This window comes from Pseudomonas corni (genome assembly GCF_057128765.1).
Genome location: NZ_JBSKHW010000002.1, coordinates 123,882 through 137,940 on the forward strand (window position 1 = coordinate 123,882; position 14,059 = coordinate 137,940).

At 59.2% G+C, this 14,059-nt stretch carries 12 protein-coding genes; 5 read left to right on the plus strand and 7 right to left on the minus strand.

What is annotated here, in order from left to right; translation table 11 throughout:
- Positions 1-14: 14 nt before the first annotated feature.
- From pilP to ACWKV9_RS04155, 4 genes are read right to left on the minus strand one after another with little or no spacing between them, the layout of a single operon-like run.
- A complete protein-coding gene (pilP, locus tag ACWKV9_RS04140) occupies positions 15-542 on the minus strand; it encodes a type 4a pilus biogenesis lipoprotein PilP (protein ID WP_483834830.1) in 528 nt (175 codons plus the stop codon).
- Positions 539-1,162, minus strand: a complete 624-nt coding sequence (gene pilO / locus ACWKV9_RS04145) for a type 4a pilus biogenesis protein PilO (RefSeq protein ID WP_483834831.1) — start codon at positions 1,160-1,162, stop codon at positions 539-541. The genes pilP and pilO overlap by 4 nt, the downstream gene beginning before the upstream one ends.
- Complete coding sequence (locus ACWKV9_RS04150; RefSeq protein ID WP_483834832.1) at positions 1,159-1,725, minus strand: PilN domain-containing protein; 567 nt, start codon at positions 1,723-1,725, stop codon at positions 1,159-1,161. The genes pilO and ACWKV9_RS04150 overlap by 4 nt, the downstream gene beginning before the upstream one ends.
- Complete coding sequence (locus tag ACWKV9_RS04155; RefSeq protein WP_483834833.1) at positions 1,725-2,789, minus strand: pilus assembly protein PilM; 1,065 nt, start codon at positions 2,787-2,789, stop codon at positions 1,725-1,727. Before ACWKV9_RS04155 ends, ACWKV9_RS04150 begins: the two co-directional genes overlap by 1 nt.
- A gap of 206 nt (positions 2,790-2,995) precedes the next feature.
- Here ACWKV9_RS04155 and ACWKV9_RS04160 point away from each other — a divergent pair, with 206 nt between their 5' ends.
- Positions 2,996-5,473, plus strand: a complete 2,478-nt coding sequence (locus tag ACWKV9_RS04160; RefSeq protein ID WP_483834834.1) for a penicillin-binding protein 1A — start codon at positions 2,996-2,998, stop codon at positions 5,471-5,473.
- 224 nt (positions 5,474-5,697) lie between these two features.
- Here the strand turns inward: ACWKV9_RS04160 and ACWKV9_RS04165 are convergent, their stop codons facing one another.
- From ACWKV9_RS04165 to rpmE, 3 genes are all read right to left on the minus strand, one after another.
- Positions 5,698-6,966, minus strand: a complete 1,269-nt coding sequence (locus tag ACWKV9_RS04165) for a malic enzyme-like NAD(P)-binding protein (RefSeq protein ID WP_483834835.1) — start codon at positions 6,964-6,966, stop codon at positions 5,698-5,700.
- 178 nt (positions 6,967-7,144) lie between these two features.
- Positions 7,145-7,948, minus strand: a complete 804-nt coding sequence (locus tag ACWKV9_RS04170) for a thermonuclease family protein (protein WP_483834836.1) — start codon at positions 7,946-7,948, stop codon at positions 7,145-7,147.
- Positions 7,949-7,971: 23 nt separating this feature from the next.
- Positions 7,972-8,202 (minus strand): 50S ribosomal protein L31, encoded by a 231-nt coding sequence (gene rpmE / locus ACWKV9_RS04175; protein WP_268799197.1) that lies wholly within the window; start codon positions 8,200-8,202, stop codon positions 7,972-7,974.
- 168 nt (positions 8,203-8,370) lie between these two features.
- On the opposite strand from rpmE, the gene ACWKV9_RS04180 reads away from it, so the two are divergent.
- From ACWKV9_RS04180 to hslV, 4 genes are all read left to right on the plus strand, one after another.
- The gene (locus ACWKV9_RS04180) at positions 8,371-10,590 is read left to right on the plus strand and encodes a primosomal protein N' (protein WP_483834837.1); all 2,220 of its coding nucleotides are present in this window, start codon (positions 8,371-8,373) and stop codon (positions 10,588-10,590) included.
- A gap of 219 nt (positions 10,591-10,809) precedes the next feature.
- Complete coding sequence (argS, locus tag ACWKV9_RS04185; protein ID WP_483834838.1) at positions 10,810-12,546, plus strand: arginine--tRNA ligase; 1,737 nt, start codon at positions 10,810-10,812, stop codon at positions 12,544-12,546.
- Between the two features lies 1 nt (position 12,547).
- Positions 12,548-13,237: an SPOR domain-containing protein gene (locus ACWKV9_RS04190; RefSeq protein ID WP_483834839.1), complete on the plus strand. Its 690-nt coding sequence runs from the start codon at positions 12,548-12,550 to the stop codon at positions 13,235-13,237.
- 269 nt (positions 13,238-13,506) lie between these two features.
- A complete protein-coding gene (hslV, locus tag ACWKV9_RS04195) occupies positions 13,507-14,037 on the plus strand; it encodes an ATP-dependent protease subunit HslV (RefSeq protein ID WP_268799193.1) in 531 nt (176 codons plus the stop codon).
- The last annotated feature ends 22 nt before the right edge of the window (positions 14,038-14,059 follow it).

The window sequence follows — 14,059 nt, forward strand, 5'->3', positions numbered from 1 at the left end:
CTTGCTAGCCATTGTCATGAGCGCTCTTTAAGGGAAATGCTGCGCGGCCGCTCCAGCCACGCTCCCTCTCCATCAGGAACGATTTCCATCACTTCCACTGCAGCATCGCTGATGCCGACCACTCGACCATCATTGCGCCCCAGGTAGTCGCCCACCTTGACCCGATGCACTCCGCCTGCCCCCTTCAACAACGCGAAAGTGCCCGTCGGGTTGCTGATCGTGCCGACCATTTCGAAGACTTCGATGTTGAACCCTTCGAGGAATTGCTTGACCCGCGTAAGGTCAGGCTGAACCAACAGCGACCCCTTCTGACGCCGAAGTGGATCAACCTTGACCGGCGGCTGAAACGGGCTGCGCAGGCTCGACGCTGCGTACGTAAATGCTTCATACGCACGAAATTTCGGCAGCGGCTCAATCGTCCCGACTGGACGGGCACGCACTTCGTTCATGAACTGGGTCAAGTCGCCGAACTCGCTCTGACTGTCACAACCTGCTAACCCCATGAGCGCCACACTGACGCACAACCATCGCGCCGCACTCATTTCTGCAGTCCTTTATCGTTGTAACGGTAGGTCTTGGCCAAAATGCTCATGCGCAGTTTGTTGGGCGATTTGGGATCAGCCGGTTTGATTTCAAAATCGTGCAGCGTCACGATCCGCGGCAAGCTGGCTACGCCGCTGACGAAGGTCGCCAGATCGTGGTAGTTGCCGACCACCGTGATCTGTATCGGCAGCTCAATGTAAAACTGCTGGGCCGCTTCGGGCAGCAACTTGATCTCTTCAAACTCCAGCCCGCTACCCAAACCAGTACGGGTGATGTCTTCGAGCAGGCCTGGCACTTCGGTGTCGCTGGGCAGTTGCCGCAGCAGCGCGCCGAAGGTGTTTTCCATTTCGGTCATCTGGGTTTTGTAGGCTGGCAGGTTCGCCGCCTGGAAAGCCTTGGTTGAGAACTGCTCTTTGAGCGCAACTTCCTGAGCCTGCGCTTGATCCAGCTGCGCCTGCATGTCCTGGATATAAAAGAAGTAACCCCCCGCAAGCACCAACACCATCAGTAGCACGCCAGCGATGGTTTTGACTGCCGCAGGCCATGAACCAAGGTTGTTGAGGTCGAGGTCGCCAAGGTCGATCTTGCGCAGGCTTTCCATCCATTCGGAAGCATTCATGGCTTGGCCCCCTCAACAGCCGGCTGCGTCTGGCGCACTGTCAGTTGAAAGGTGTTGGCCTGGTCTACCGCGCCTGCGGTGGTGGCTTTGACTTCGGTAAGACTTGGCGCTTCCAGCCAATCCGAGGCGTCGAGATTACGCAGCAGGTCCGAGACGCGGTTGTTCGATTCGGCCGAGCCGGCAATGCTGATGAGTTTGTCGGTCATCTTCACTTCGCTGAAATACACACCATCGGGCAGCGTGCGAGCCAATTGATCAAAAATGCGGCCAATGATCGGTCGGTTGCCTTGCAGGTCCTGAATGATCTTCATCCGTTCCAGCAACTGCTTGCGCCGTGCCTTGAGCTCACTGATTTCTTTGATGCGCGTATCGAGCTGAACGATCTCAGTGGTGATGAACTGATTACGCGCATTCTGATGGCTGATTGCGCTGCTAATGTATTGATCGGCCAGCAACACGGTGCCAATGCCAATCACCAGCACGCCCGCCAATGAGGTGAGAAAGCGCTTTTTGCGCTCTTCGCGAAGCTGTTCGCGCCAGGGTAATAGGTTGATCCGAGCCATTAGTCGAAGCTCCTCAACGCCAGCCCGCAGGCAATCATCAATGCGGGCGCATCACTGGCCAGTGCCCCTGCATTGACCTTGGCACTAAGGGCCATGTCGGCAAACGGGTTTGCGACCATGGTCGGGGTGCCAATGCGTTGCTGGATCAAGTGATCCAGGCCGGAAATTGACGCCGTCCCCCCTGCCAGCATGATGTAGTCCACAGTGTTGTACTGCCCGGCCGCGAAGAAGAATTGCAACGAGCGGGAGACTTGCTGGACCACCGCGTCTTTGAACGGCTGCATGACTTCCATGGTGTAGTCGTCCGGCAAACCGCCTTGCTTCTTCGCAAGGCCCGCCTCGCCCACGGACAAACCGTAACGGCGCTGAATCTCTTCGGTGAGCTGCCGTCCGCCAAACAATTGCTCGCGGGTATAAATGATGCGGCCGTTGTGCAGCACGCTGAGGGTAGTCATGGTGGCGCCAATGTCGATCACGGCCACCGTCAGTTGCTCATGATCATGACCCAGTTGCGCCGACAACAGCCCGAATGAGCGTTCCAGCGCATAGGCTTCGACGTCAACGACCTTCGCGGTCAGACCCGCAAGTGCCAGGGCCGCTTCACGTACTTCAACGTTTTCCTTGCGGCAGGCGGCAAGGAGCACGTCTACCCGCTCGGGGTTGCGAGCCGAATAGCCCTGAACCTCGAAATCGATGGCCACTTCTTCAAGCGGATAGGGAATGTATTGGTCGGCTTCGATCTTGAGCTGGTTTTCCATCTCATCGTCAGAAAGCCCGGCATCCATCTCGATTGTCTTGGTAATGACAGCGGAACCTGCGACTGCAACCGCCGTGTTTTTGACATTTGTCTTGGCTTTTACCAGCAAACGCGTCAAAGCACTGCCGACCCCTTCGAGGTCAGCAATGTTCTTTTCGACCACAGCGTTAGCCGGGAGGGGTTCGACGGCGTATGACTCAACTTTGTAACGAGCGCCGGAACGACTCAATTCAAGGAGTTTTACCGAGGTGGAGCTAATATCGATCCCTAGAAGGGTATTGGCCTTCTTACTGAAGAGTTCGAACACAACCGTTTCCCTATGAGATTCCGCCACTTACGGGCGTTTTTTAATACCGTGCCGCTGTCAGCAGTCTTGACAGTAGCGCAAATAACGCTCGGCGACGAAAAATGCTTATAATGCCGAGCGTTTTTTTCGTGTACCGAAGCTTCAAGGCGTGTTCATTTGTAAATGCCTGCGCTTAACCCATTCTTTTTTCTGGAAATCCAAAAGCCTTGATACGCCTGCTGAAGTTTTTCTGGTGGTCTTTCGTCGCGATCGTTTGCGGGCTGCTGCTCGGTCTGAGCGGCGCGTTCCTCTACCTGGCCCCGAACCTGCCATCTGTCGATGCGCTCAGAAACATCCAACTGCAAATTCCGCTGCGCGTGTTCAGCAGCGACGGGAAACTGATTGCAGAGTTTGGCGAAATGCGCCGTTCTCCGATCCGTTTCGCCGATATTCCCCCTAACTTCATTCATGCCCTGCTGTCCGCCGAGGACGACAACTTCGCCAATCATTACGGCGTCGATCCCAGCAGCCTGATGCGCGCCGCCAGCCAACTCGTCAAGAGCGGCCACATTCAATCTGGTGGCTCCACCATTACCATGCAGGTCGCTAAAAACTACTTTCTGACCAGTGAGCGCAGCTTCTCGCGCAAAACCACCGAGATTCTTCTTGCCTTGCAAATCGAGCGCCAACTCACAAAGGACGAAATTCTTGAGTTGTACGTCAACAAAATCTATCTGGGTAACCGGGCCTATGGTATCGAGGCGGCCGCTCAGGTTTATTACGGTAAATCCATTCGTGACTTGAGCGTCGCGCAGATGGCGATGATCGCCGGTCTGCCCAAGGCGCCGTCACGCTTCAACCCCCTGGCAAACCCGACCCGCGCCAAAGAGCGCCGCGACTGGATTCTTGGCCGGATGTTCAAGCTGGGCAAAATCGACGAGAGCACTTATCAGGTCGCGCTCGCTGAACCGATCAACGCCAGCTACCACGTCCAGAGCCCGGAAGTTAACGCGCCGTACATTGCTGAAATGGCGCGCGCCGAGATGGTCGGTCGCTACGGCAGCGAAGCCTACACAGAAGGCTTCCGCGTCACCACCACCGTCCCGAGCAATCTTCAGGAAAGTGCCAACACCGCAGTCCAGAACGGGCTGATCGAATACGACCAGCGCCACGGCTATCGCGGCCCAGAAAGCCGCTTCCCGGGCCTGACCCGCGATGGATGGGTGGCAGAGCTGATCAAGCAACGCACCATCAGTAGCCTGGAGCCAGCGATTGTCAGCCAGGTCGACAAGACCGGCATACGCGTACTGACCCACAACGGCGAGAAAGAGGAAACCGTCGCTTGGGACACCATGAAGTGGGCCCGCAGCTATCTGAACACCAACAGCGTCGGTGCCAACCCCAAAGGCCCGGCTGATGTTGCTCACGTGGGCGACCTGATCCGCGTTCAGCGCCAGGCCGACAACTCGTTGAAGTTCAGCCAGATGCCGGTCGCACAAAGTGCGCTGGTGTCCCTTGACCCGCAAAATGGCGCCATTCGTGCCTTGGTCGGCGGTTTCGCTTTCGAGCAGAGCAATTACAACCGCGCCATGCAGGCCAAGCGTCAACCGGGCTCAAGCTTCAAACCGTTCCTTTATTCTGCCGCGCTGGACAATGGCTACACCGCTGCCAGCCTGGTAAATGACGCGCCGATCGTGTTTGTCGATCAGTACCTGGACAAAGAGTGGCGCCCGAAGAACGACACCGGCACCTTCTTGGGTCCGATTCGCTTGCGTGAAGCGTTGTACAAGTCGCGCAACCTGGTTTCGATCCGCTTGCTGCAAGGCTTGGGCATCGACACCGCGATCAACTACATCACACGCTTTGGCTTCAATAAGCAGGATCTGCCGCGCAACCTCTCGCTGGCCTTGGGCACAGCGACGCTGACGCCTATGGAAGTCGTCGGCGGCTGGAGCGCGTTCGCCAATGGCGGGTATAAGGTCACGCCGTACCTGATCCAGAAGATTGACGATCGTGAGGGCAAAACGCTGTTCGTTGCCAACCCGCCGACCGTCCCGGCCAACGATCCGAATCCAAAAGCAGTGAGCGCTACCGCAACCAGCGATGCGGCGACGTTTGCAGCGCCCGAAACACCAGCACTGACGGCCAATGTGGTGCCAAACGCGATTACCAATACCGGTGAGGCGCCTGCGCCAGCAGTTGCAGAGCGCATCGTCGATGGCCGCACTACTTACATCCTCAATAGCATGTTGCAGGACGTCATCAAACGCGGCACCGGCCGCCGCGCACTGGCAATGAATCGTCCTGACATCGCCGGCAAAACGGGTACGACCAACGAATCGAAAGACGCGTGGTTCACCGGCTATAACGCCGACTACGTGACGACGGTGTGGACAGGCTTCGACCAACCGGAAAGCCTGGGTCGCCATGAATTTGGCGGTACCGTGGCTTTGCCGATCTGGATGAACTACATGAGCGCCGCGCTCAAAGACAAGCCGCCCCACGTCCAGGCCGAGCCGGACGGCATCCTGAGCCTGCGGGTCGACCCGATCAGCGGCCGCGCTGCCACGCCAAGCACACCGAATGCGTTCTTCGAGCTGTTCAAAAGCGAAGACACACCACCTAGCATGAATGAGATGGGTGGAGCACCAGCACCGGGCAGCCCATTGCCAGCGGATGAGGCGGCGCCGATAGACTTGTTCTGACTGTGAGTGAGCGCGCTCCTGTGTAGGAGCGCGTTTGCCCGCGATCGGGATTTGTCAGTCGCCATCGATGCAGGATATGCCGCCACGCATCCCCTGTAGGGCCCAACTTGTTGGCGAGAGATTCGTCAAACAGCGATGAAGCTTCGCGAACAAGTTCGCCCCCACAGAAAGATGCTCATAAAAAAACCCCGGCCAATGACCGGGGTTTTTATGGGCGACTGCTTTTAGCCGTTAAACACTTCATCCACGCTGTTCAGCGGGTAGTGCTTCGGATACGGCAGAGTCGCAACGCCGGTGGCAATAGCGGCCTTGGCAACGGCATCGGAGATCAGACCCAACAGGCGGGAATCCATTGGTTTCGGAATGATGTACTCACGACCGAATTCCAGCTTGATTCCACCGTAGGCGTCGCAGACTTCCTGAGGTACAGGCAGCTTCGCTAGTTCGCGCAGAGCATTGGCGGCAGCGATCTTCATCTCTTCGTTGATGCGCTTGGCACGAACGTCCAGTGCGCCACGGAAGATGAACGGGAAACCCAGCACGTTGTTGACCTGGTTCGGGTAGTCCGAACGACCGGTCGCCATGATCACGTCATTGCGGGTGGCGTGGGCCAATTCCGGGGAGATTTCCGGATCAGGGTTCGAGCACGCGAACACGATTGGGTTAGGCCCCATGGATTTGAGGCCTTCGGCGCTCAGCAGATTAGGGCCGGAAAGACCGACGAACACATCAGCGCCATCAAGTGCATCAGCCAGCGTGCGCTTTTCAGTTGAGTGCGCAAATTGAGCCTTGTACTGGTTCAGATCAGTACGACCTGCGTGGACCACACCGTTACGATCGATCATGAAGATGTTTTCGATCTGTGCGCCCATGCTCACCAGCAACTTCATGCAAGAGATCGCCGCAGCGCCAGCGCCCAGGCAGACAATTTTCGCCGATGCCAGGGTTTTACCAGCGATTTCCAATGCGTTGATCATGCCAGCTGCAGTAACGATCGCAGTGCCGTGCTGGTCATCGTGGAATACCGGGATGTCGCACTGTTCGATCAGTGCTTTCTCGATTTCAAAGCACTCAGGCGCCTTGATGTCTTCCAGGTTGATGCCGCCAAAGGTGATGGAGATGCGCTTGACGGTGTCGATGAAAGCTTGCGGGCTTTCGGAATCGACCTCAATGTCGAACACGTCGATGCCAGCAAAGCGCTTGAACAGTACGCCCTTGCCCTCCATCACAGGCTTGGAAGCCAGTGGGCCGAGGTTACCCAGACCCAGAATCGCGGTGCCGTCGGAGATGACTGCAACCAGATTTCCTTTGCCGGTGTACTTGTACGCAAGCTCAGGGTCGCGAGCGATCTCGCGGACTGGCTCGGCAACACCAGGACTGTAAGCCAACGACAGATCGCGCGCGGTTGCAGTGGCTTTTGTGAGTTCTACGCTCAGCTTCCCCGGACGAGGATTGGCGTGATATTCGAGCGCGGCAGTTTTCAAATCTGACATGAGGGCATTCCGCTTTTTGCTGTTGGACAGACGGACCGAGGAGCATACGCAAGTCAGAAAGTCCTAACAAGACTGGTGGGTCACAGGTGTCAAGGGGCTGGGAGTACGACTTTTAGCGTAGAGCCGCGAATGACATGGGCTAGAGTGCCCACAATCCGCCAATGAAATGTCTACAATTTTATTGAGATTTCGTATTCAACATCGCTGGGTGCGTGATCGGCATCATCCAGCGAGGCTGGCCGGGTTGCAGTCCCCCACGACGGGAACGATCTACCACCCAGCCCCGCGCTTCCACTCGTTGCCCCTTGAGGCCCATGAGCATAGCGCTGTCGAACTGCCCCGTAAGTTTTGGGGCGATACGTAGAACGAGGGCATCGTCGAACTCGATCCAGATGCCGCCATTGTTGCGTTGCACGCTGCTGACGCGACCGGAGATCAGCGCAAACCCGCCGTTTGCGATTTGATCGGGGGACTGCACTGGAGAAGCGCGCCACAGACCAAGGCCAGCTTTGCGCGCAGCCTGTTCAGCCGCTTGCTGACAATCGACCAAGGCAACATTGGGAGATACCGCGACCAGATAACCCAACCCTTCGGCCAGTAGCTGCGCTTCGAGATTGCCACCGTCTCGGCCATATATATTGGCCAGCGTGCGCCCGTAATGATCGGTTGGCTGCTCGCCTACCCGGACGCTGACTTGTCCGTCGCTTTGATCGACCAGCGTCTGCAGTCGCCGTTTGGCGGCTTCGGCAAATGGCTGAGCCGTCTGGCCTTTCTTGCCGGTTTCCGGTGCATTGATGCCGACCATTCGTACGCTTCGCCCGTCATCCAGACGCACCGTATCGCCATCGACCACACGCTGGACGTGCGCAACGGGCAGCGACGCAGGAGCGGGACACAACGCGTTAGCAGCAGACAGCCAAATCGCAGACATAAAAAAGGCGCCCGCGAGGGACGCCTTTTTAAGCAGCCTGGAGAAACCCACTGGAAACTCCAGAACGGCCAACCTTACTCTGCAGCAGGAGCTTTGGTTGCGCCGAAAGCACCGAAACGCGACTTGAACTTGTCGACACGACCGCCGATGTCCAGAGTCTTTTGCTTGCCGGTGTAGAACGGGTGGCACTCGTTGCACACGTCCAGGCTCAGAGGCTTGGCCAGTGTGGAACGGGTTTTGATGACATTGCCGCAGCTGCAGGTTGCGTCAATGGCTTCGTAAACTGGATGGATATCAGCTTTCATGATTACTTCCTCAGGCTAGCGTGCCGCCACCCAACACTATTGTTGAATACCGCACGGAATTAGGCCGCGCATAGTACCAGACATTACAAACCACGCAAGCGGACGTTTAAACCGGTCGTCTGCTAAGATCGCGCCCTTCGTCATACTCCGTAACAGGACATCCCCCGCGTGCCCGACGCCATTTTGCGCCTCGCCCTGCCCTCGCCCCTGCGCCGCCTGTTCGATTACCTTGCGCCCGCAGGCGTTTCGGCTGGCGACTTGCAGCCCGGCATGCGCGTGCGTGTCCCGTTCGGGCGCCGGGAGATGATCGGCATTCTGGTGGAAGTCGCCGACCATAGCGAAGTCCCGGCCGACAAGCTCAGGCCTGCCATTGCGATTCTGGACAGCGAAGCCCCGTTGCCGCCTGCGCTGTTCAAGTTGTGCCTGTGGACCGCGCAGTATTACCAGCACAGCCTGGGCGATACCCTGAGTTGGGCGCTGCCAGTGTTGCTTCGTCAGGGCGAGCCAGCCGAGTCTCGCCAGGAACGCTTTTGGCAGATCGCGCCCAACGCCAGCGTCGATGACCCGCGTATCGCGCGCGCGCCGAAACAAAAAGAAGCGCTGGTGACGCTCGCGCAACACCCTCACGGCGTGGCGCACCAGTTGTTGAGCAAGCTGATGCTCAACCGCGAGAGTCTGAATTTGCTGCTGGCCAAGCAGCTTGTGCAGGTCGAGGTCCGCTGTCACAAGCCGGTCGAACGCCACGAGCGCTGGCTGGCGCAGCCTGAATTGCCGTTGAACCCGGAGCAACGCGCCGCGTATGAAGCAATACGCGCAGGCTTCGGCAGTTTTCACGCTTCACTGCTGGCAGGCGTAACCGGCAGCGGCAAGACCGAAGTCTATTTGCAGCTGATCCGCGAAACCCTTGAAGCGGGCAAGCAGGCGTTGGTGCTGATCCCGGAAATCAACCTCGGCCCGCAAACCCTGGCTCGCTTCGAACAGCGCTTCAATGCACGCATCGCCCTTGTGCACTCGAACGTCAATGACCGCGACCGACTCGACGCCTGGCTGGCGGCGCGGGACGGCGAAGCGGACATCATCATCGGCACCCGCTCGGCGCTGTTCACACCGATGAAGAATCCTGGCCTGATCATCATCGATGAAGAACACGACGGCTCCTATAAACAGCAGGAAGGTTTGCGCTACCACGCGCGGGATCTGGCGCTGGTCCGTGCGCGCCAGGAAGATATCCCCATCGTGCTGGGCTCGGCGACGCCTTCCCTGGAAAGCCTGCATAACGCCTACACCGGCCGGTACGCGCTCTTACGCTTGAATCAACGAGCGGGAGGGGCGCAGCAGCCGCGCTTCCTGCGCCTGGACGTGAAAAGCCGTCCGCTGGACAGCGGCATTTCCGGGCCGATGCAACAAGCCATCGGACAAACTCTGGCAGCCGGGCAGCAGGTCCTGGTGTTTCTAAACCGTCGTGGCTTTGCGCCGACGCTGTTGTGCCACGACTGCGGCTGGCTGTCGGGCTGCCCTCGATGCGATGCGCGCATGACCGTACATCAGCGATCCGGGGAACTGCGCTGCCATCACTGTGGCCACGTGGAACGCGTCCCGCGCAATTGCCCATCATGCGGCAAGGTCGATTTGCGGCCCGTAGGCGCAGGGACCGAGCGTGCGGAGGAACGGCTGGGGATTTTGTTTCCGGACTTCCCTGTGTTGCGCGTCGATCGAGACAGCACCTCGCGCAAGGACGCGATGAATCAGCTGTTCGCCACCATCCAGAAAGGTAACCCGTGCATTTTGGTCGGCACGCAGATGCTCGCCAAAGGGCACCACTTTCCTCGGGTAACGCTGGTGTCGATTCTCGATGCGGACGGCGGGTTGTTTTCCGGAGACTTCCGCGCCAGCGAGCGCATGGCGCAGCTCATTGTTCAGGTCGCAGGCCGAGCTGGACGCGCCGAAGAGCCGGGGCGCGTGATTATCCAGACGCACCTGGCCGAGCACCCGCTGTTGATCCAATTGACCGAGCAAGGCTATTTCGCCTTCGCCGAACAGGCCCTGAGTGAACGCCGGGCCGCCGGACTGCCGCCGTTTTCGCACCTGGCGCTGCTGCGGGCCGAAGCGCACAAGCCCGGTCAGGCCGAAGGGTTTCTGGATGAAGCGTGCACCGAGGCCGAGCAACTGCTGATCGATATGAAGCTGGGTGGCATTGAATTGCTGGGCCCGGTGCCCGCGCCGATGGAGCGCCGTGCCGGGCGTTACCGCGCGCAATTGCTGGTTCAGGCGAACGCCCGCGCCCCGCTGCACAAATTGCTCGCGACCTGGTTGCTGGCGCTGGAAAACATGCCCAGCGGGCGGCAGGTCAGGTGGTCGCTGGATGTGGATCCGGTGGATTTGTATTGACCACCTTGTAGGAGCGCGCTTGCCCGCGAATACGTCGGCACACTCACTATTTTTGGTGGCTGACACGACGCCATCGCGGGCAAGCGCGCTCCTACAATTGATATCGTACGGCCAACCGCACATCCATCGCGGTTGGCAAGGTGGCTCCGGCAACGGATAATGCCCCGTTTTTCCACCCGCGCATCAAGCGCTGCCGCGCTTGCGGTCGAAGAGAGCATCATGAAAGACACCATTCGCCAGCTGATCCAACAAGCCCTGAGCCAACTCGTCCTCGATGGCGTCTTGCCGGAAGGTCTGACGCCAGCGATTCAGGTGGAGAACGCTCGGGACAAGAAAAACGGCGACTTCGCCAGCAACATTGCCATGATGCTGGCCAAACCAGCCGGCATGAAGCCCCGCGATCTGGCCGAAAAACTGATCGCAGCGCTGCCCGCTGACGAGCAGATCACCAAGGTCGAAATCGCCGGCCCCGGCTTCCTCAATTTTTTCCAGAACACCCAAGCCCTGGCCTCTCGCCTGGACATCGCATTGGCCGACGCTACGTTGTCGGTGCGCAAGACCAACCCCGCGCAGCGCGTGGTGGTCGACCTATCCGCCCCCAACCTTGCCAAAGAAATGCACGTCGGCCATCTGCGCTCGACGATCATCGGCGACGGTGTGGCCAACGTGCTGGAGTTTCTTGGCGACACGGTGATTCGGCAGAATCACGTGGGCGACTGGGGCACACAATTCGGCATGTTGCTGGCCTATCTTCAGGAAACCCCGGCCACCAGTGACGAGCTGGCTGACCTCGAAGACTTCTACCGCGCCGCCAAGGGCCGCTTCGATGAATCCCCAGAGTTTGCCGAGCGCGCCCGTGGCCTTGTGGTCAAGCTGCAAGCCGGTGACGCTGAATGCCTGAGCCTGTGGACTCGGTTCAAAGACATTTCTCTGTCGCACTGCCAGCAAGTCTACGAGCGCCTCAACGTCAAGCTAACGCCCAAGGACGTGATGGGCGAAAGTGCTTACAACGATGATCTGGGCAATGTCGTGGCCGACCTGAAAAAAGCCGGTCTGCTGGTCGAGAGCAATGGGGCGCAGTGCGTGTTCCTCGAAGAATTCAGAACCGCCGAAGACACGCCGCTGCCGGTAATCGTGCAAAAGGCTGGCGGCGGCTACCTGTATGCCACCACTGACCTGGCGGCCATCCGCTACCGCAGCAACGTATTGAAAGCTGATCGCGCGCTGTATTTCGTCGATCAGCGTCAGGCCTTGCACTTCCAGCAGGTGTTCGAGGTGGCGCGCCGGGCAGGCTTCGTCACCAACGACATGCAGATGGAGCACATGGGCTTTGGCACCATGAATGGCGCCGACGGCCGTCCGTTCAAGACCCGCGATGGCGGCACGGTGAAGCTGGTCGATCTGCTCGACGAAGCCGAAGAGCGCGCCTACACGCTGGTGAAGGAGAAGAACCCGGAAGTCGCTGAAGGCGAGCTGCGCAGCATTGCTAAAGCGGTCGGCATCAGCGCCGTGAAATACGCTGACCTGTCCAAGCACCGCGCCAGCGACTACAGCTTCAACTTCGATCAGATGCTGAGTTTCGAAGGCAACACCGCGCCGTATCTGCTGTATGCCTACACCCGCGTGTCAGGCGTTTTCCGCAAGCTTGGCGCCGCGTTCGACCCAAGCAAAGGGCAGATCATGCTCGATGCACCGCAGGAGCAGGAACTGGCTGCGCGGCTGGCGCAGTTTGGTGAAACCCTGAACAACGTGGCCGAAAAAGGCACTCCGCACGTCCTGTGCGCCTATCTCTACGATCTCGCCGGTCTGTTCTCAAGCTTCTATGAGAACTGCCCGATACTCGGTGCCGAAAGCCCCGAGCAGCAACAGAGTCGTCTGCGTCTCGCTGCCCTGACCGGCCGCACCCTCAAGCAAGGCCTGGAACTCTTGGGTCTGGAAACTCTGGAGCGTATGTAAGTTGGCAGTCAAAAAGAAACCTGCTCCCAAGCGCGGCGCCAGCCGTTATCAGGCACCCGCGAAGCAGCCGATCCCTGGATGGGTGTGGATGGCGATTGGCCTGACGGTCGGCGCCTTCATCGTTTTTCTGATGAAACTCGAACCCGGCGGCGATGACATCAAGCGCGTACGGGCCGATGCCAAGGCCGCGAAGATCGCTGAGGCCAACAAAACGCCGCCAAGCCCGACAGCGCCGGTCAAGCCCAAGTACGACTTCTATACGCTGCTGCCTGAATCCGAAGTGATCGTGCCTAACGAGGCGGTGCCCGAGAAGACGCCGTCGCCAGTCGTTGCCCCGACCGCTCCGGTTTCCCCGGAACAGGCAGCGAAGATCGACACAGCACGCGCGCAGGCCGCCCTCAGTGGTTTGACGCCACCGCCACCGCCACCGGTTGCCAAACCTGCACCCGTGACGACGTTCTTCCTGCAGGCGGGCTCGTTCCGTAAACAGGCGGATGCCGACAAAGTGCGCGCGCAGATCATTCTGCTCGGTCAGGCGTCAACGGTTGAGTCCGGGACGGTGAAAGACGAAACCTGGTACCGCGTGTTGGTGGGACCTTTCAGCAACCGCGAACAACTGACCACCGCGCAGAAGCAACTGGCAGGGGGCGGGTTCAGCAACTTGCTGCTGCAACAGCGGCAGAGTCGCTAAGAACCAGCAACTGTAGGAGCGCGCTTGCCCCGCGATCGGCGACGTAGTCGTCGTAAAGACTGCAAACGCCCGACAGATCGCGTTTGCAGCATTTACGACCGGCTCCCGGCCGATCGCGGGACAAGCCACGCTCCTACAGGGAGATGCGCCAACAGCGCGATCCCACCACCATTCATCCCCCAACGCCCTCAACAGTTGAAATACCCGCCTCCACCCCCATATGAGTTTGCATCAGGGCATTTTCGCCCCGCAGCGTGGAGACTCTCCCCTTGACCACCATCGTTTCAGTGCGCCGCCACGGCAAAGTTGTCATGGCAGGCGACGGCCAGGTTTCCCTGGGCAACACCGTCATGAAAGGCAACGCGAAGAAAGTCCGCCGCCTGTACCACGGCGAAGTCATCGCCGGATTCGCCGGAGCCACCGCCGACGCCTTCACATTGTTCGAGCGCTTCGAAGGTCAGCTCGAAAAACACCAGGGCCACTTGATCCGCGCCGCAGTGGAGCTCGCCAAAGAATGGCGTACCGACCGCTCGCTTAGCCGCCTGGAAGCCATGTTGGCCGTCGCCAACAAAGACGCATCCCTAATCATCACTGGCAACGGCGACGTCGTTGAGCCCGAAGATGGCCTGATCGCCATGGGTTCCGGTGGCGCATTCGCTCAAGCCGCCGCGCGCGCCCTTCTGCTGAAAACCGAACTGTCGGCCCGGGAAATCGCCGAAACCGCCCTGCACATCGCCGGCGACATCTGCGTGTTCACCAACCACAACATCACCATTGAGGAGCAGGACCTCGCCGAATAAGCGTCTGGCACTGGCCGCGTAC

What these genes read in the sequence shown, in the direction of transcription:
- pilP (WP_483834830.1), bottom strand. Translation starts at nt 542, where the DNA reads ATGAGTGCGGCGCGATGGTTGTGCGTCAGTGTGGCGCTCATGGGGTTA.
- pilO (WP_483834831.1), bottom strand. Translation starts at nt 1,162, where the DNA reads ATGAATGCTTCCGAATGGATGGAAAGCCTGCGCAAGATCGACCTTGGC.
- ACWKV9_RS04150 (WP_483834832.1), bottom strand. Translation starts at nt 1,725, where the DNA reads ATGGCTCGGATCAACCTATTACCCTGGCGCGAACAGCTTCGCGAAGAG.
- ACWKV9_RS04165 (WP_483834835.1), bottom strand. Translation starts at nt 6,966, where the DNA reads ATGTCAGATTTGAAAACTGCCGCGCTCGAATATCACGCCAATCCTCGT.
- rpmE (WP_268799197.1), bottom strand. Translation starts at nt 8,202, where the DNA reads ATGAAAGCTGATATCCATCCAGTTTACGAAGCCATTGACGCAACCTGC.
- argS (WP_483834838.1), top strand. Translation starts at nt 10,810, where the DNA reads ATGAAAGACACCATTCGCCAGCTGATCCAACAAGCCCTGAGCCAACTC.